Raw genomic sequence first — 18,080 nt, forward strand, 5'->3', positions numbered from 1 at the left:
GTAAAAATGAATCAAATTTCATATTTGCACCTAAAATTGAGAGTTTTGCAAGAGAAATATATTTTATTTAGCAATATAGATTAACCGATTATTTATATCTTTGTAATCAAGTTATTTGAAGCGATGGAAAAACACAGCAGACTAAAGTGGTTCGCCCATTTCTATATAAATTGTCTATGACTATTTTTTTTTATGATGGGGCATAGGGTGGCAAATTCTCATTCCGAAATGCTGTCTTTCAATATGATAACCAAAGATAATTCTGCACAATATTTGATTAGTAGTGAAACTATTATCGATAATTCAAAGGATTGTTTATTTCCCACTCTAATCAAGGTTAAAACAGATGAAAGTATTTCGTTTGTGTATCCAATTATTGAAGCCTTTTCAATAGCTACTTAAAAGGGATGTCTGCTGTTTCATCCCGACTACACCACTCGGTTGTCATAAATCGTAGCTTATTGTGCAGACCAACTACATTTATATGCAAATTATTTGGGAGACTTGACTAAAAAGGAGATAGGTTCATCTGCACAAGAATATGTATTAGCAAAAACAATGGATACAGCAAAGGAGTTGCTTGCTGATCCTATTAAATCAGTCAGTAATGTTGCCTACGCTTTAGGATATCAATATCCACAGTATTTTAGTAAAGCCCTCAAACAATACCGATATTTGTTTTCGTAGTCGGTATTCACAGAGGTTACATTGAATATAATGCAATTTTCCCCCATTTTTCTCTTTTCAGAAGAAAAAACGGGTACATCGACATTCATATTCAACTCGTTAGTTATATGATATTATTTCTCCTCCTTCACCATCTTTCTCCATCTCTGAAATGCTCTCATCAAGCTTTCTTCTTCCACCAACTCTACCATATTATAATGTGCGACAAAAGTTTCCATTGATTTTTTGAACATGATGCCGTGGCAGTATTTATTTTCCAGGAGAAATTCATAAAGTTCGGCCTTCATTTCTACTTCCATTGCTTTTTCAATGATAAGTGCACTGTCATGACCTATATAATTATATACATTTGGATTTTTGCCGTTTCTAGGGTGGGGGAGAGTGAAGGTGATATTTCCGGTTTCGTGCCATGAGGCATTGGGAGGGTGTGGGATGGAAAGTTGGTGGAGGAAGTGGTAGATAGGCTGGGTGTCGAGAAGATGGATGGCGGAAAGCGAGGAAGAAAAGCGGTCTGGAGGTACATCGAGGTGATTTTTATAACGCACGTACATGTAAGCCGCTAGATAGGGCTTAATTTGGAAAGTAACTGTAACCATTGTTTTTTAGATTTTATTTGTAAAATATTTATCAGAGGAGTACTGCTTTTAGTATTGGCATTTGCATTATTGTGTTGAGAAATTTCTTATAAAAGGAAGGTACGATAGACTGCTTGTGCAATGATTTGGTTTTCAGATGGTTACATAAGTGTTTTTTGGTTTAAAACCAACGGGTCGTTCCTTTAAAAGGAACGGCCCGTTGCACACCGAGGAACACCCCGTTGGTTTTAAAGCAACGAGGCGCTCCTTAAAATCAAGAGATAAAACTATAGTAAATATCTCAAAAATTGAAATCATGAAATAATCTAATCTTTTTCAATGTAAAGAAATTGTATCGCTATGTATTTGAGTGTTTTTATCTGTATAAAGAAACATACCGAGTGTCATATATGAAGAATTTTCAGATAATAGCTATTTAACATAGTTTAAACGAGACTCTTTTATAATTCTGATTTTATTTTATGTTTAAGGTAAATTTGAAATTTAATTATAATGTTGATGAAAGGTTTAATAGGAGGCTAATTGAGGTAAAATGGCTATAGATTGCTTCATTAAAAGAAAAATCACCAAGTTCTATCAGAACTTGGTGATTTTTCGTACTCTATTTATATTAAAATAAATATATAGTTATTAAAATAAAAATTATCAATCTTTTTCAGATTCTATTTATTAACAATTCCTTTTTGGTATTATATAATGGAACAAAAGTATATATTCTTTTTGCAAAAAACAACGAAAAGACATATTTTTTTTGTGAAATCGTTATATGGATTGATCGAAAAAGTAAAATCAAGCAACATTTCCTCCCTAGATGACATATTTGATGCAAAAACACAACAAAAGCAATGAATCGTAATTAAGTTCTGATAGAACTTATCGAAGTGTGAAAAGTGAGTTTAATTGTTTTAGGGCTATTTAATAATTTAAAAAGAGATTTATGAAGAAAAAATTAGCGCTGCTATTTGGATACCTTTTTATAGGTATCGGGCTGATAACAGCTCAAACGCAGAAAGTCATGGGAACGGTGATTTCCGATGATGACAAACAACCTGTTGTAGGGGCTTCAATTGTCGTAAAGGGCACTAACTTAGGTACAATAACAGACATAGACGGGCATTTCACACTATTGAATGTGCCAAATTCAGCAAAAATATTGCAAATTTCATATATAGGTATGAAAACGGAGTCGGTTCCTGTTCAGCCGACTGTTAGAGTTATTTTAAAATCTGATACACAATTGATGGATGAAGTTGTTGTAGTTGGCTACGGTTCTGCCAAGAAGCTAGGTTCGGTAGTCGGTTCGGTGACAACAGTAAATAACAGTAAGATAGCCAACAGACCTGTGGCTAATGCCGGAGATGCATTACAAGGTCAAGTTGCCGGTTTACAGGTATTTACTCCCAGTGGGGAACCAAGTGGAAGTGTTGTAATGCGATTGCGTGGAGTTAGTTCGATCAATTCAAATACAGAACCTCTTTTTATTCTCGACGGTTCACCCATTTCTTCCGGAGCATTTACAGCATTGAATCCAAACGACATCGAAAGCATGACGGTATTGAAAGATGCTTCCTCAACAGCTATATATGGCTCCCGTGCTGCTAACGGGGTCGTGATAATGACTAGTAAGAAAGGAAAAATGGGACAGAAAGCCCGTGTTAGCATCAATGCACAATATGGCTGGTCGAAAATGACAGGAGATAATATAGAGATGATGAACACTGAACAATGGCTTAACCTGCAGGAAATGCTAGATCCGGGAAAAGCATACGACACTACATTTCAAAAACGGAAGAAGTTCTATATAGATAATGGTATATCTACCGACTGGGCGGATGTATTCTTCGGAGATGCAGCTCCTACCCAACAGTACGATGTAAATGTGGTTGGTGGTTCCGAAGGTATCAACTACTATATTTCATTTGGACACTATGACACGGATGGAATTATGGACGACTCCTCATTGCGTCGCGAGACTTTACGCAGTAATGTAGAAGTAAAGGTGACCGACTGGCTGAAAGCCGGGATTAATGTGAACCTTTCCTATCAGAAATATAATACGACAACCTTTGGAACGGAAGCCAACAGCGTTTATAACAAAGCGTATGCCGCACGTATTTATCGTCCCGACCAGACGATGAACGAGATATTGACCGACGAAGAAGGTAATTTCACTGGTTATGGCAAACGTCTGGATTATTTAAACGATATGGGATATTATAGTCCGTATTACCTGGCAGAACTTCAACCCAACAACCGGAGTACGGTGCGTATCAATGGCAATACCTTCTTTAATATAAATCCGATAAAAGGCTTGAACATTCGTACCTCACAGGCAGTCGATGCTTTTGATTATCGTAACTCACATAAAGCCTATCCGGAAGGACCGTTTGAAGGGGCAGGAGTGGCATCCGAGTCGTTTGAACGTTATTATTCCTTCACGTTCACCAATACAGCGGAATATAAGTTCAGTCTGTCTGGTAAACATCATTTTACTGTATTGGCTGGGCAGGAGTCCATTATCACAAAGAATGAGAATTTCTCGGCAACTTCTAAAAAAATGGTAGACACACGAATGATGCTAATGGCAGCAGGGGCAGAGTCAGAAGTGCCGTTACATACCATGTATGACAAGGTTTTCAATTCTTATTTCGGTACAATCAGCTACAGTTTCGCTGACCGCTACTACATCGATCTGGCAGCACGACGAGACGGTTCTTCGTTGTTTGCTAAAAATAACCAGTGGGCAAACTTTTATTCGATGGGAGCCATGTGGGATATGAGAAAAGAAAATTTCCTGCAGGACGTTTCATGGTTGAACAGTCTGCAGTTGAAGGTGAGCTATGGAACAACAGGTAATTCCGGTATCAGTGCCTATAATGCGTTGGCATTGGTCGGCTCCGGTTTGCTGTATAACGGGCAACCGGGAATTGCTCCTTCTACCGTCGGCAATGATAATCTGACATGGGAAAGCATGAAGACATTGAATATAGGAATCAGTACCAAAGTCTTTGACCGCTTTTCAGTAGAATTGGAGTTTTATAACCGTCAGACGGACGATATGCTGATGGGTTATCCGCTGTCGTATACTACCGGACATGGCAGTAGTGTAGAAAATGTAGCAAGTATGCGCAACCGCGGTTTTGATATTACATTGGGGGTGGATATTCTAAAAATGAGAGACTTCTCATGGAGTGTTTCCGGAAATCTGAATTATAATAAGAATGAAATAACCAAACTGTTTAACGGACTGGATGAATATACCTTACCTGATACCGGTTTGAAAATGAAAGTTGGCAAACCTTGGGGAGAATACTACTATGTAAGATGGGCAGGGGTTGATCCGCGTGACGGATATAATACGTGGTATGGTAAAAATGGAAATCTGACGAAAAGTTATTCGGAAGAAGATGCCGTTTTTGTAGGCAAGCAACGCTATGCTCCATGGTCCGGTGGTTTTGGTACCCAGCTAGGATGGAAAGGAATTTCCGTCAGTGCCGATTTCTCCTTTATGCTCGGCCAGTATATGTTGAATAATGAACGCTTTTTCACAGAGAACCCCACTTTCGCAGGCTCGGACAATCAGACGGTAGAAATGCTTACCATGTGGCAAAAACCGGGAGATGTAACCCGAATTTCTACTCCCGACTCTCCAATGCAGTTTGATACGCATTTGCTGGAGAATGCTTCATTCATGCGTATGAAAAACCTGACTGTCGGGTATACTTTCCCTGCCAAACTGATTCAGAAAACAGGGGTAATCAGTAATGCCAGAGTCTATTTTGTGGGACGTAACTTACTCACGGTAACTAAATATAAAGGATATGACCCGGAAGTGGACAGTAATATCCAGCTGGGTAACTATCCCAATACCAAGCAATATTCTTTCGGGGTCGAACTAACTTTCTAACAATATAAAGAATGGTGAATATGAAGAAAATATCTATGATAGTATTGACTGTACTGACATTTGGAATGACTTCCTGTGATATGGATAAAATGCCTTACGATGCTATTCCGGCAGAGGAAGCATTAACAACCATAGTCGGTTTTGAAGAAGCGCGTGCCGGTATCTATTCCGTATATTTAGGACTGACGGGAGGAAGCTATGTACTGGCTCCGGAAGTTCAGGCGGATGCCTTTAATGCAGTAGCGGATTTTTCTAATAAATATGGTGAGCTGCACCGTTGGACTTTCGAGAGCACCAACTCTACCGTAGAAACAATCTGGGCAAATTGCTATGCTGCTATCGGACGTGCCAACTTCTTTATTGACGGGGTAGGCAAGATCGATGAAAATCCGGAGATAGAGTTGACGGAAATCCAAAAACTGCAGATTAATGTATATGAGGGGGAAGCTTATTTTACAAGAGCATACTGCTACTTTTATCTGGCTACCTTATTTTGCCGCGATTATGATGTAGCTACCGCAGCAAACACTCCGGGACTGCCTCTTCAGGTGAAATATGAACCCAAGCTTGCTGCTACCCAGTATCCGGGACGATCCTCACTGGAAGATACCTATAAACAGATATTGGAGGACCTTGAAGAAGCCGAGGTGCGTATAGAAACAGCCAAAAATGGTATTGCTGATTATGACAGATATATCAATGGCGCATACGTGACGGTCAATACTGCTCCCAAGAACTGTGGAAATTATATCACAGTAGATGTAGTGACTGCCCTGAAAGCGCGTGTTGCTCTGCAAATGGATGACTATGAAAATGCTGCCAAATATGCAGGTGACTTGATTAATTCGAACAAATATCCATTATCGAACACAGCAACAGATTTTGAAAGCGTATGGAAGAATGACAAGGGAACGGAAACCATCTGGCAGATTGCGATGACTAGTGCCGACGATGCTGGCGTACCCTTGGGAACTATTTTTATTGGTTATCCGACAACAAAGAAGGATTATATTCCTACACAAACACTGATTGACCTATACAATGAGAAAGATGTCCGGCTGACTACTTATTTCGGAAAGTATCACTTAGCCGTTTCGTCCGGTAATGCTGCGGATATCTATTTCTTTAATAAATATCCGGGTAATGAATATTACAATGCATTGGGGAGCGAAACACGCTATTTGAATCAGCCGAAGCCATTCCGTATTGCAGAAATGTATCTGGTTGCCACGGAGGCTAATGCCAGAATCGGGAGTGCAACTTCTGTGGAAAAAGGCAATAATGCCTTGAATGCATTAAAGAAAGCGCGAATTGAAGGATTCACCAATGCAACCTACGATAAGGAAGCTTTGCTAAATGAGGTTATGAATGAACGGGAGCGGGAACTTGTAGGTGAAGGCTACCGCCTGATGGACCTGAAACGCTGGGGAAAAGGTGTGAAACGCGGAAAACCGCAAAGTAAAGGATTAGTGCTTTTTCCGGGACAGGCAAGTACTGACGGACTGGATAAGCCCGTTGATGACCAGCGAATACTTTGGCCTATTCCAAAAACGGAAATGGATGCCAACCCTCAATTGGCAGGTCAGCAGAATCCGGGATATTAATAAATGAATAATGTAAATCATCAAACACTTGAGTAAAATGAACTATCTGAAAATATACACCCTTCTTCTGTGCACCGTCCTGACCACTGCCTGTTCGGACGATGAGGAACAGTTTAATTCCGGAGCGGCTACGGTAAATTTACAGGAGACAGTAATGACGGTGAAGGAGTCTGCCGGTTTATGCACTGTGCCCGTTGTAGTGACAGGCGAACATACCGGAACTATCCGCGTGACATTCGAATTAATTGATCATACAGCAAAAGAGGACGAAAACTATATTGTTACAACAAAAACATTGCTTATCCCTGCCGGACAAGAAACTATAAATTTTGAATTTAAAACCGTTGATGACAAGCTTGTCAATGACGACCGCTCTTTTGATATTGAAATAGCCGATGTGAAAGGAGCCTCTATCGGTGAGAATAAGCGGTTGGCAGTGACTATCAAAGACAATGATTCCAGTTTATATGAGACGCTTTCGGGAACCTGGGTGTTTACCGGAACGGCTTCTACTAACCAAGTTACTAATGCGCCGGTGGGATTTTCCGTGAAGGTAAATACAGTGGAAGAAGGTACGGAAGCATATGGGCACTATCTGGTTTGTTCGAATAAAAACGGATTTGATCCGGATAACGATATTGAGTGGGAATTCAGCTGGCGGTTACATTATGAATATGATTCGGCAACACAGAAAACTTACATATCCCTTGTGCCGGATGAAGATGTCGCTTCTTATGGCCCGTACACCATTCGATTCAGGAGACTGGCTTTGGACGGAAGTATTTCCGACGTGTATCGGGGAGAGTATGATGCTGAAACTAGCACAATTACATTTGAGAATGCCAATCTGATTGGTGATATGTATAAGGACGGTCTGATACAAATGCAAAAATTCAGACTATTTGGTTGTAAGATGGAATACATCAGATAAGAATCAAATTATTAACATAACAAATATATAAGAATTTATGAGAGCATTAATTGTCTGCATTACCCTGTTGTTTGCTTTTCTAACCTGTGCCATGGCACAGATTCCATCAGTCAAGGTCGAAGATACTAAAGGAGCACAGGTTAACACCGCCTCCCTGGTTAATCACAAGACACCTATGATTATTTCTTTTTGGGCAACAACCTGCAAACCCTGTATTCGTGAGTTGGATGCTATTAATGAACAATTGCCCGATTGGCTGGAAGAAGCCAAGTTCCGTGTGGTGGCTGTTTCTACAGATGACAGCCGTTCTACGGCTAAAGCACGTGCATTGGCGGAAGGACACGGATGGGATGATTTTATCATGCTGTATGATAAAAATCAGGAATTTATGCGGGCTATGAATGTGAGCCTGACTCCACAGGTATACGTGGTGGATGCGGATGGAAAGATCGTTTATTCACACACCGGGTATGCTCCGGGTAGTGAACTGGAACTACTGAAAGCGATAAAGAAACTGCAGAAATAGAGAAGTATTATTATTCATAGATAAACGCAATGACATGACTAGAATAAGAATTCAGGTGTTGGCTTTATTAGCGTTGGCATCAACTCTGGCCCATGCGCAGGATGATAACAAGAAAGGTTATCTGACAGGGAGCTTTGAAACAAATACGATTTATTACCGGGATGACAGCAAGACGGAAGCAGAGTCACCGGAAGATCATTTCGGCTCGAACAATTATCTGAAGTTGGATTACTATCAGGGGAAATTTGCCGTAGGTGTGCAATTGGAAGCCTATGAACCTGTACTGGTAGGGTATCCCGCAGAACTGGAGAAAGCAAAACTGACCAACTATTATGTATCTTGGGCAGATAAAGACTTCTCCGTAACAGCGGGTACATTTTATGAGCAGTTCGGGAGTGGACTGTTATTCCGTAGTTGGGAGGACCGTATGCTCGGATTGAATAATGCGGTGATGGGAGCACGTTTTACCTACAATTACAAGAATATTGTAGGTGTGAAAGCTATTTGGGGAACTCCACGATTCGGTATGGATTTTTCTGATACGCAGGTACGTGGTGTAGATGTAAGTTTCTCCCTATCTGACTTGCTTCGTTGGCAAAACTCTTCTTTGAGTATCGAAGGAGGAGCATTAAACCGATATGAGAAAATAAATATCGACCTGAAAGAAGAGGGAGGAAAACCTTATTCGAATGGTTTCTCGGGACGGGTAAATTTTGAACGTTCCGGATTTACAGCGAAGGGTGAGTATGTAGACGGGGGTAATAAGTATTATAATTTCATTCACGACGACAAGCTTTATGCAAAGAAGCGTGCCAATGCACAATTGCTGGAACTGGGATATAGCGGCAACGGATTAGGGATAAACCTGACCGGACGTCGTTTGGAATGGATGAGCAGTGAAATTATTGCCGGTAATGGCTCCACTTCGAATCTGTTGAATTATGTTCCGGCTATGAGTACGCAATATACCTATATGTTGACCAATTTACATCCTCACACTCCACAAATAGGAGATGTGACAAAAGCAATCAGCGGGGAGATGGGCGGACAACTGGATGTTTTTTATCATTTCAAAAGAGGAACGGTTATCGGAGGCAAACGCGGTTTGAAATTACATGCTAACTTTTCTACCTATTATGCTTTAGAAAAAGAAGGTACAGCACAGATAGGCAACTTGTCATTCCGTGATTTTAGTATTGATGTGGAAAAGCAATGGACGAAGTCATTCAAAATGAATTTGCTTTACTCCATGCAAGAATATAGTCCTTCGTACGGAGCGAGTAAGACGACCAACCTGTCGAATATTTTTGTGGCAGACTTACAATATAAGTTTACCCCTTCTTTCTCAACCCGTATGGAGTTACAATATCTTACTACACAGGAAGATAAGAAAGATTGGATGGCCGCTTTGCTGGAAATAAACTTTGCTCCTGCATGGAGTATTTATGGAAGTGACATGTATAATCACGGTAAAGATAAAATCCATTATTACAATGTGGGAGCCAGTTATGCCAAATCCCGTACACGTGTCGCTTTGAGTTATGGGCGTAATAAGGAAGGGTATGTCTGTTCAGGTGGAGTTTGCCGGACGATTCCTAAATATACAGGTGCTAACCTGACGATAACTACTTCTTTTTGAGTGCAGCGAATCATTTATTAATTAGAATATAGAATATGAGAAAATTTACAATGTTTTTTATGTCAAGCCTGATATGCCTATGCGGATGTTTTATGGCATGTAGTGGCAATTCTGACGACAATGAAGTGCCGGATAACGGTGAAGTGACGGGACCTATTACTCTGACTGTGGATAAAGCCAAGATTGAAGCCAATGGAACAGATATGGTGACTTTTACGGTGACGGATGCTAATGGGAAAGTACTGACAACTTCCGAATATATTAAAAACGTATATTTTGAAGATCTTACTACCGGTGATTATCTGGAAAGACGTACCTGTACATTCTCGGCAGTAGAAAACGGGACTCATAAGTTTAAGGCGTATTATTTGGACTGGGAGTCGGATGAAGTTTCCGTAACTGTACAGAATCGTAAGAATTATGAGCTTTTTTACCGCAAGGTGGGTGTTTTTAAGATGACCGGAACTTGGTGTACTTATTGTCCGGCTATGACTTCATCATTGAAGAAAGTGGAAGAAAAGATACCGGGACGTATGGTGAAAATGGCTTTTCACTCTTCCAGCAGTTCTGACACCGACCCGTTCCACCTGTCACAAACAAGCACAATTATGAGCCGTTTCGGAGCATCCGGTTTTCCTACTTGCATCTATGATTTGAAGGTGATGTCGATAGATAGAAATGTTAGTGTAATCAAACAGACCTTACAAGATCAGATTAGAAAATATCCGGCTACATGCGGAATCAAGGTGAATACATCTTATAATACTTCTATTGGTGAGATAACGGTAAATGCAGCATTGAAGTCAAGCCAGGGAGGAGAATATGATCTGGTGTATGTCTTGGTTACTGATGGTTTGACCGCATCCGGAGGAAATGAATCCTCGTATGACTATACAGTCAGAGCTATCTCCAATAATTACCTGTCAATGTCAACAGACGGACGATTCACTGTAAATGCAAACGAAGAGCATACTGCCGCAACTTTCATTATTTCTAATGCCAAGAACCTGAATCCTGCAACATCGCGGGTAGTGGTTTATGCATTGCGGAAAGTTGATGATGCATATATGGTGGATAATATAACCGAATGTTCTATCAATGGTAGTATAGACTATCTTTATAATGATTAGATCCTATGAATAAATTATACTCGACAATTCTACCAATTGTAATGATCCTTTGTTTATCAATGCTGTCATCCTGTTCCGGCAGTTCGGACGAAACGGAGAACGGAGGGACGGATGACGGCATTCTGCGTATTACGGCCGATAAAACGGCTATACAGGCAGATGGGGTGGAGAAGGTGACTTTTACAGTTAAGTTGGGCACAAAAGATGTAAGTAACGAGAGCACCATGAACCTGATTTTAGTAAAGGAATCGGGAGAGGAAAATATGGATTACAGTGTTCGTGCTTTCAGTACTTCAGTGCCGGGTACATACGTTTTTAAGGCCCGTTATTATGAAGGAAAGTCAATAGTCAGTGAAAATGAAGTTAGCGTTCAGGCTACCTCCGTATCAGGGGGAGTCAGCTATTATCATAAATTGCTGGGGATGCAGTTTACCTCTGTCGGGTGTCAGGCCTGTCCGGCACTTAGTACTACATTGAAAGCCATTCAGACTGAACAACCGGGACGATTAGCGGTGGCTTCTTTCCACATGGACTTCGGTGGGGTGACCGATCCTATGAGTACGGCAGCTACTAACAACTACCGGACTAATATTCTCGGTAATTTCTCGGGACTGCCCCGTTTCTTTTATAATATGCGAAAAGGTACGAAAGAAATGATCAGTATTAAGAGCCAGATTGAAAAAGAACTTCAAAATGAGTTGAGTAACTATCCCGCCTCTTGCGGTGTGGCCATTGAATCAGTGCATAATGCTGCTGACCGTACAGTAATGGTTACCGCCAAAATAACTTCTAACGTGACAAATACCTATCGTTGCCTTATCTATCTGGTAGAGGATGGAATTAAATATACCCAAATGAATGGAGGGAATGATTATACGCATAACAATGTGGTTCGTGCGGTGGTATCTACGTCATTGAACGGTGACCGTTTCAATGGGGAGGTAAAGGCAGGAACAGAAGCTACCATGCAACGGTCTTGCCAATTGGAACCGGGATGGAATGTGGATAATATGCGTGTTATTGTGTCGATGCTGACAACGCTGGATGGGGGAAAAACTTATACATGTAACAATGTAAATGAGTGTAAGCTTGGAGAATCGGCAGATTACCTGTATAACGAATAAAAAAGAACTATGTATATAAATGTTTATAAAATACTATTGTTGGTCTGCATGTGCGGCATAGGTATATGCTGGATTTCCTGTTCAGGTAATTCTGATGATTCGGAAGAGACAGAAGTGCTTTTGAATGTCAGTAAGAATACGCTGATTGCTGATGGAAAGGATGTTATAACCTTTACGGTAACACATGCCGGAGTAGACATCACTGCTGATGCAGTCATCCGTTCCGTAATGGACGGGCAAATTTTGGATGGAAGCACATTTTCTACTTCCAAAGTCGGGATGTATGCTTTTGAGGCATCTTACGGCAAGTATGTATCCAAATTGATAACGGTGATTGCGCGTGAAGCACCTGGCACGCCCTCCAAGTTTGTAAGGCGCATTTGTGCAATGGAATTTACCGGGACGTGGTGTGCTATGTGCCCGGCTGGAATGACTCGTTTGAATTATCTGATAAGTTCTAGCTATGAAGGTATTGTTTATATGATGGCTTTTCACGTCAATGGTTCGCCTGCTGATCCGATGGTTATCGATCAGTCTTCTATCCTGTCCAATAAATTTGGTTTATCTGCTTACCCCTCGTGTGTCGTTGATATGCGTGGAAAAATGGGATTGTCTGAAAACTATGATGTCATGAGGTCTGTGTTCAATGAATCACTGGATAACTACCCTGCCCATTGTGGAGTGGGTATCCAGTCGCAATATGATGGACAAGCAACCGTTACAGTGAAAGTTAAATCGGAAAAGGATGCTGAATATCGTTTAATCTTATACGCAGTAGAAGATGGATTGAAATATCAACAGAATGACGGAGGAATCTATCGTGATTACACACATAATCATGTAGTACGCAAATTACTGTCTGCTAGTGTCGATGGCGATAAGTTGGGGCAGATAGCAGCAGGTATGGAAAAAGGCATAGAGTATACTGTAATTATGGACGAAGGATGGAAAGCAGAGAATATTTCTTTTTATGCACTGGTTACTGATAAAAACGGCTATGTAAATAACCTAGCAGTTTGTAAGGCAATCAATGGCGATACCGATTATGAATATGTAAATGATTAGTCATATTTATCACTTTTAATTATGAAGAAAAAATTATTTAGTTTATTACTCATGTTGGGATTTATTTTAGTTGTAAGTCCCATGGTCTTTTCGTGTTCGGATAGTGACGAACCGGGCGTAGAACCTGATGTACCGGTAAATCCGGACCCATCGCTTCCTCCCAACCCTACACCTATAAAATGGGGTGAAAATGAAGTGGATGGCGGTGAGCGTGGAGTAGGTATTAAAGTTACTAGCAATACCGAACATAATTTTGTATTTGAGTGTACTCCGGGAGCTAAAGTCCAGTCTTATCGGTTGGACGTATATCCTTTATGCCGTATGTATAATTATTTGTTTGAAAGTGTAGGCAAAGGGGTACAAGCAACAGAGGAAGAAGTGGAAGACCTGATAATAGAAGCTCTCTACAATTCTGAAGGAGCGGGGGCATATACATTTAGCCGGTCGACTTTAGGAGATAGTTATCCGAATGCGGAATTCGATTGGGCTAACTCAAAATATTCCCAGTCGGAAATTGTGCCCGGTGCAGAATATTTGATTATTACTATTGGCTGTAATGATGAAGGTGGACAGAATCCGGCGGATATGAAAATATGTCATCTGAAGACACCGGTTCAGAGTGTGGTAGGCAGTCCTCGTGTGGATATTGATGTAACTACAGGTTATCGTGCAGTTGGTATTCAATATCGTCCTAATGAGGATTGTAAATACTTCTATCAGTTTTGTGGAGATGCGGAGCCTATTGATGCATTTATAAATACGTATGGTAAACCATTGTATATAGATTTTATGAGACATTGGATTAAGGCCGCAGAAGAGGCACAGGTTCCTCAAGAGGAATTGTATTATACGGTAAACTTTGGGTATACGGCTGATCCTAAGAGAATGGTAACTGCTACCAGTATCGGGTTGGATGAGAATAAGACTCCGGGTGAATATGTTCGTCAGGATTTTCATCTGAAGGAAATAGATCAGAATGCAGAAAAGCCGGAATGTAGCTTGGCTGTTAGTAGAGCCGGTGCATCCATGGTTGATATGAATGTGGAAATGAAAAAGAATTGTGTTGCTATGTTCTACCGTATATTCAGCGCCTCGGATTGGGCTCCTTATGAAAATGGGGATGAAGCAACCATGACTGCTTTAGCACAAGCTCTAGATCAAGAAGGATGGGGTGTGAAAAACACAAATTTTGCACATGAAGGTTCATTTAAAGGCACACAATTCCAATATGATTTGGCTCCTAATACTTCTTATGTAGTGGCTTACGTTGGTCGCAATAAATATGGTCAGCTATCTGGAGTGAAGCATGCTTCTTTTTCTACTATAGCGCGCATTACGGATACTCCGGATGCATCTGAAGCTGATATTAATATAACAATCAGCGATCCGGGACGTACAAGCTTGAGATTGAATTATTCTTACAACCAGAACACTGCAGTATTCTATCATCAGTATATTATGACACCGGATTTGCTGGAAGATGGTAATAAAGCGGAGTTGATAAAATATCTGTTATCTGCAGATTCAAATGTATGGCCTGCCGAAGCGACAGGAGGAGTGGAGAGCTTCACTTGGACAGGACTGAATCCGGCTACCGAATATACGTTTGCATATCTGGCAGAAGATTGGAACGGTGTATTGACAGATGTAAAGATTGTGAAAGCTAATACAGAGGCAATTATAGCAGGTCCGAATCCAACAATGGAGCTGGATGGGTATATGAGTGAAATCGGTAATTTCACTGTACATTTCTCTATTGTAAAGGATGTGGCCAAGGTTTATCATACAATTCTTGAGGACAAATATTCTGCCAGTGGTGACTATACTTATCAAGAGTGTATGGACGTATGGAAAGAATATTGTTTGGATTATGGTTTGACAACAGTGAACTCCACTACTCAATCATACGACAAGACAAGTGAAGCCAAACGTTTAGTTGCTTTATGTGTGCCTATCGGTGCTGATAGTGACGGTAATGAAGTTATCGGTGACCTTTATACAGTATTCTATGATAAGGACAAAGGTATAATAACAGATCCTTCCGTATTGTTCCCGGATGCTCCGAAATCAGCAAAGGGGATGATAGGAACGGCAAAACCACAGGTTATCAAGAAAGATAAACGGATTCCTGCCAATATGATCATTAAGGAAGAAGTGAAAAAGAATACTCCGGGGGCGATGATGAGTGGAAGTACTATTTATCTTGATCTGAAAAAACTGGGTAAACATCCTCATGCTAAATAGGGGTTGCTAAAATAAATTATTCCGCACGATGGTGTGAAAGTCTGTCGTGCGGCTTTTCTCTAATCATCAAAAAAATATGGATATGAGAAGAATTCAATTTTTTATGGAGTGCAGGAAAAAGATGTTTTTCCTGATGGCTGTATGTATAGTAATGTTTTCGTCATGTTATAACGACGATGATCTAAAAAACTCTATTTCCGGTCTGGAAGATCGCATGGATAAATTAGAAGCTTCCTTGCAAAATGTACAAAGCGATATTTCTACGTTGAAGACACTGACTGATGCTCTCTCACAAAATAAATCAATAGCTTCTGTATTGGAGAATGAAGATGGTAGTTATACTATTAAATTTTCGGATAAGACAGAGATTACCATTCGGAATGGAGGAAATGGGGAAGATGTTCCACAAATAACCGTGATAAAAGATGAAGATGGCATTTATTACTGGGGAATGACCGGTACGGATGGTAAGAAAACGTTTTTAAAAGATGATGAAGGCAATAAAATGCCTGTGACGGGTACTGCTCCTAAGATTCGTATCAATACAAAAACGAAGGAGTGGGAGATTTCTTCTGATGGTGGAAAGACTTGGGAATCTACTGGTGTGTATGCCTCCGGTGAATCTACGGGAGATACTTCTCTTTTTAGTGGAGTAAGTGAGGACGATGATTATGCTTATTTCACACTGAAGGATGGTACGGTATTGAAAGTCTTGAAATCTAAAGATTTGAAATGCGAGATGTTGTCAGGAAAGCAATATTTTGCGAACGGTGAAGAGAAACTGATACCGGTTGAGATGAGTGGTATTTCAAAATATACTGTAACGAAACCCGACGGTTGGAAAACTTCGTTAACAGGAAAAGGACTGACCATTATTGCTCCTGTGAAAGAAAATCAGTATGCAGAGAGTGGTGGTAAGGTTGCTATAGTAGCTGTTGCATCTAACGGAAAGAGTATTATTTCGGAAATTCCGGTAGTGATAGGTGAAGCTCCTGTGAATATATCAGTTGAGGGGCAGATGGTTTCCACCACTTTGGCAAGTGGAATAGAAGTGTATTATCTGGGAGTGTTGGAAATCAGTGAATATAGTGCAGAATCTGTAGCTGAACTGGTAAATGGATATTCTGCCCGTATGTATATGAAAACAAAAGCTCTTGATAAAGTTGCGTTGGCAGAATTACTGGGCAAGGATCCTGAAGCCGGAATGACATATATGATCTGGGCAGTGCCATCACCAGAAATGGATGAAGCGTGTTTGCCTGATGATGTGATTGCAACTGTGATAAAGACTGCTGCGACTGTAGAATTGAAGGTATCGGATATAACATTTGAAGGTGCAACGGTTTCTGCGACTAGAAAAGGCTGTGAGTCTTATTATACCGGGATTACGAATAAAGCCAACTATTCACCCGATATGGTAATAGAAGATCTTGCTTTTGGTGGCGGAACCAAACAGTCTTCTGATTATAATGGACCATTAGAAGGTAAGGTGTTGGATTTTTTGCCAAGAGTTATACCGGGAACAACTTATGTACTTTGGGCTATTCCTTATAAGATAGAAAAGGGATATACAACAGAAGAGCTGGCAGCAGTGGAGATTTCAATTCCTGCACTGACGTATGACGGAACTGCTACAGTGAATATAGGGACAATAAAATCTACGGTAACTAGTGTTAACGCTCCCATCACTCCGGGGACAAACTGTTACAAATTTTATTACTCTTATATGACAGAACAGGCTATAACCCACTATGCTACAGAAAAAGAGATTATTTCGTATCTTATCGAGAACGGAAATTTATCTAAAGAGGCTGTTGATTTTGAAAGGGCTTCTTTAGAACCGGGTACAAAAGGATTTTTGGTTGCGGTGGCTTTGGATAATAAAGGACAATTGGGCTCATTAATTAAAGTACAGGCCGATTCAAAAGAAATGTCGTATAATTCTTCTATTTCGGTTGATGTATCTATCGAAGCGGGAACCTTATCTACTACTTTGACATTGACACCGACTGGTAACCCTGTGAAATACCGATATATTCACATGAAAATGAGCGAGTTCAAGAATTATCCGTATTGGGGAGATGAAGAAATGGTAAAGCAAGCTTTGATAATGAACAATGAAGTGACTGAAATTGCGGTAGCTGACTTGAACAACCATCAATTGCTCATTGAGGATATACAGTTTAATACAGAATATGTACTCTATATGATAGCGGTTGATGCTGACGGTAATCCGTCTACAACAATGGTTAAAAAGGAATATACGAGCAAAAAGGCAACCTATGTCCGGATAAAAGATACGGACTTGTGGAATGCCAGTGTTCCGGAGGTGAAGATTGATAAGATAGTGAAAGATAAGTTTTATACAATCTCGTATACTGTAATTCCTAAAACTGTATGTAAGATGTTTTACATATGTGTGGCACCTGCCGACTATCTGACTGGTATGTATGATGAACAAATCAGATATGTGATGGCACATGGTGAGAAGCAAACATCTACTTATTCAGGTTCTAAATATACTTCATTACCAACGAATATTAATGTAACCTGGATAGATGAAGAAGGACGCTTTTATGAAGTTTCCAAAACTGTCGTGGAAGCCCCGGCAGAATAATTTTTTAGTT

Annotated in this window: 11 protein-coding genes and 1 pseudogene; 11 read left to right on the forward strand and 1 reads right to left on the reverse strand. The window is 40.4% G+C overall.

Annotation, left to right across the window (positions count from 1 at the left end):
* Positions 1 to 453: 453 nt before the first annotated feature.
* A pseudogene (locus tag H8796_RS17615) lies at positions 454 to 687 on the forward strand (helix-turn-helix domain-containing protein); the annotation flags it as partial.
* A gap of 113 nt (positions 688 to 800) precedes the next feature.
* Here the strand turns inward: H8796_RS17615 and H8796_RS17620 are convergent.
* On the reverse strand, positions 801 to 1,283 hold the full coding sequence (locus H8796_RS17620; protein ID WP_117933646.1) for a hypothetical protein: 483 nt from the start codon (positions 1,281 to 1,283) through the stop codon (positions 801 to 803).
* Between the two features lie 937 nt (positions 1,284 to 2,220).
* Between H8796_RS17620 and H8796_RS17625 the strand changes: the two genes are divergently transcribed.
* The 10 genes from H8796_RS17625 to H8796_RS17670 all read left to right on the forward strand — a co-directional run bounded on the left by H8796_RS17625 (position 2,221) and on the right by H8796_RS17670 (position 18,070).
* Entirely contained in the window at positions 2,221 to 5,190 is a 2,970-nt protein-coding gene (locus H8796_RS17625) for a TonB-dependent receptor (RefSeq protein WP_117933648.1), read from the forward strand.
* Between the two features lie 20 nt (positions 5,191 to 5,210).
* Complete coding sequence (locus H8796_RS17630) at positions 5,211 to 6,794, forward strand: RagB/SusD family nutrient uptake outer membrane protein (RefSeq protein WP_233530341.1); 1,584 nt, start codon at positions 5,211 to 5,213, stop codon at positions 6,792 to 6,794.
* A gap of 37 nt (positions 6,795 to 6,831) precedes the next feature.
* Positions 6,832 to 7,725: a Calx-beta domain-containing protein gene (locus tag H8796_RS17635; protein ID WP_117933652.1), complete on the forward strand. Its 894-nt coding sequence runs from the start codon at positions 6,832 to 6,834 to the stop codon at positions 7,723 to 7,725.
* 37 nt (positions 7,726 to 7,762) lie between these two features.
* A complete protein-coding gene (locus H8796_RS17640) occupies positions 7,763 to 8,251 on the forward strand; it encodes a TlpA disulfide reductase family protein (protein ID WP_117933654.1) in 489 nt (162 codons plus the stop codon).
* Positions 8,252 to 8,285: 34 nt separating this feature from the next.
* Positions 8,286 to 9,890, forward strand: coding sequence for a DUF6029 family protein (locus H8796_RS17645; RefSeq protein WP_117933656.1), 1,605 nt, complete (start codon positions 8,286 to 8,288; stop codon positions 9,888 to 9,890).
* 35 nt (positions 9,891 to 9,925) lie between these two features.
* Positions 9,926 to 11,020: an Omp28-related outer membrane protein gene (locus H8796_RS17650; RefSeq protein WP_117933658.1), complete on the forward strand. Its 1,095-nt coding sequence runs from the start codon at positions 9,926 to 9,928 to the stop codon at positions 11,018 to 11,020.
* Between the two features lie 5 nt (positions 11,021 to 11,025).
* The gene (locus H8796_RS17655; RefSeq protein WP_117933660.1) at positions 11,026 to 12,144 is read left to right on the forward strand and encodes an Omp28-related outer membrane protein; all 1,119 of its coding nucleotides are present in this window, start codon (positions 11,026 to 11,028) and stop codon (positions 12,142 to 12,144) included.
* 9 nt (positions 12,145 to 12,153) lie between these two features.
* On the forward strand, positions 12,154 to 13,209 hold the full coding sequence (locus H8796_RS17660; protein WP_117933662.1) for an Omp28-related outer membrane protein: 1,056 nt from the start codon (positions 12,154 to 12,156) through the stop codon (positions 13,207 to 13,209).
* A 21-nt stretch (positions 13,210 to 13,230) separates the two neighbouring features.
* Positions 13,231 to 15,453, forward strand: coding sequence for a hypothetical protein (locus H8796_RS17665; RefSeq protein WP_117933664.1), 2,223 nt, complete (start codon positions 13,231 to 13,233; stop codon positions 15,451 to 15,453).
* Positions 15,454 to 15,535: 82 nt separating this feature from the next.
* Positions 15,536 to 18,070, forward strand: a complete 2,535-nt coding sequence (locus tag H8796_RS17670) for a PL29 family lyase N-terminal domain-containing protein (protein ID WP_233530340.1) — start codon at positions 15,536 to 15,538, stop codon at positions 18,068 to 18,070.
* Positions 18,071 to 18,080 lie beyond the last annotated feature (10 nt).

This window comes from Bacteroides sp. M10 (genome assembly GCF_014334015.1).
Lineage (GTDB): Bacteria > Bacteroidota > Bacteroidia > Bacteroidales > Bacteroidaceae > Bacteroides > Bacteroides intestinigallinarum.

What these genes read in the sequence shown, in the direction of transcription:
- H8796_RS17620 (WP_117933646.1), bottom strand. Translation starts at nt 1,283, where the DNA reads ATGGTTACAGTTACTTTCCAAATTAAGCCCTATCTAGCGGCTTACATG.
- H8796_RS17625 (WP_117933648.1), top strand. Translation starts at nt 2,221, where the DNA reads ATGAAGAAAAAATTAGCGCTGCTATTTGGATACCTTTTTATAGGTATC.
- H8796_RS17630 (WP_233530341.1), top strand. Translation starts at nt 5,211, where the DNA reads ATGAAGAAAATATCTATGATAGTATTGACTGTACTGACATTTGGAATG.
- H8796_RS17635 (WP_117933652.1), top strand. Translation starts at nt 6,832, where the DNA reads ATGAACTATCTGAAAATATACACCCTTCTTCTGTGCACCGTCCTGACC.
- H8796_RS17640 (WP_117933654.1), top strand. Translation starts at nt 7,763, where the DNA reads ATGAGAGCATTAATTGTCTGCATTACCCTGTTGTTTGCTTTTCTAACC.
- H8796_RS17645 (WP_117933656.1), top strand. Translation starts at nt 8,286, where the DNA reads ATGACTAGAATAAGAATTCAGGTGTTGGCTTTATTAGCGTTGGCATCA.
- H8796_RS17650 (WP_117933658.1), top strand. Translation starts at nt 9,926, where the DNA reads ATGAGAAAATTTACAATGTTTTTTATGTCAAGCCTGATATGCCTATGC.
- H8796_RS17655 (WP_117933660.1), top strand. Translation starts at nt 11,026, where the DNA reads ATGAATAAATTATACTCGACAATTCTACCAATTGTAATGATCCTTTGT.
- H8796_RS17660 (WP_117933662.1), top strand. Translation starts at nt 12,154, where the DNA reads ATGTATATAAATGTTTATAAAATACTATTGTTGGTCTGCATGTGCGGC.
- H8796_RS17665 (WP_117933664.1), top strand. Translation starts at nt 13,231, where the DNA reads ATGAAGAAAAAATTATTTAGTTTATTACTCATGTTGGGATTTATTTTA.
- H8796_RS17670 (WP_233530340.1), top strand. Translation starts at nt 15,536, where the DNA reads ATGAGAAGAATTCAATTTTTTATGGAGTGCAGGAAAAAGATGTTTTTC.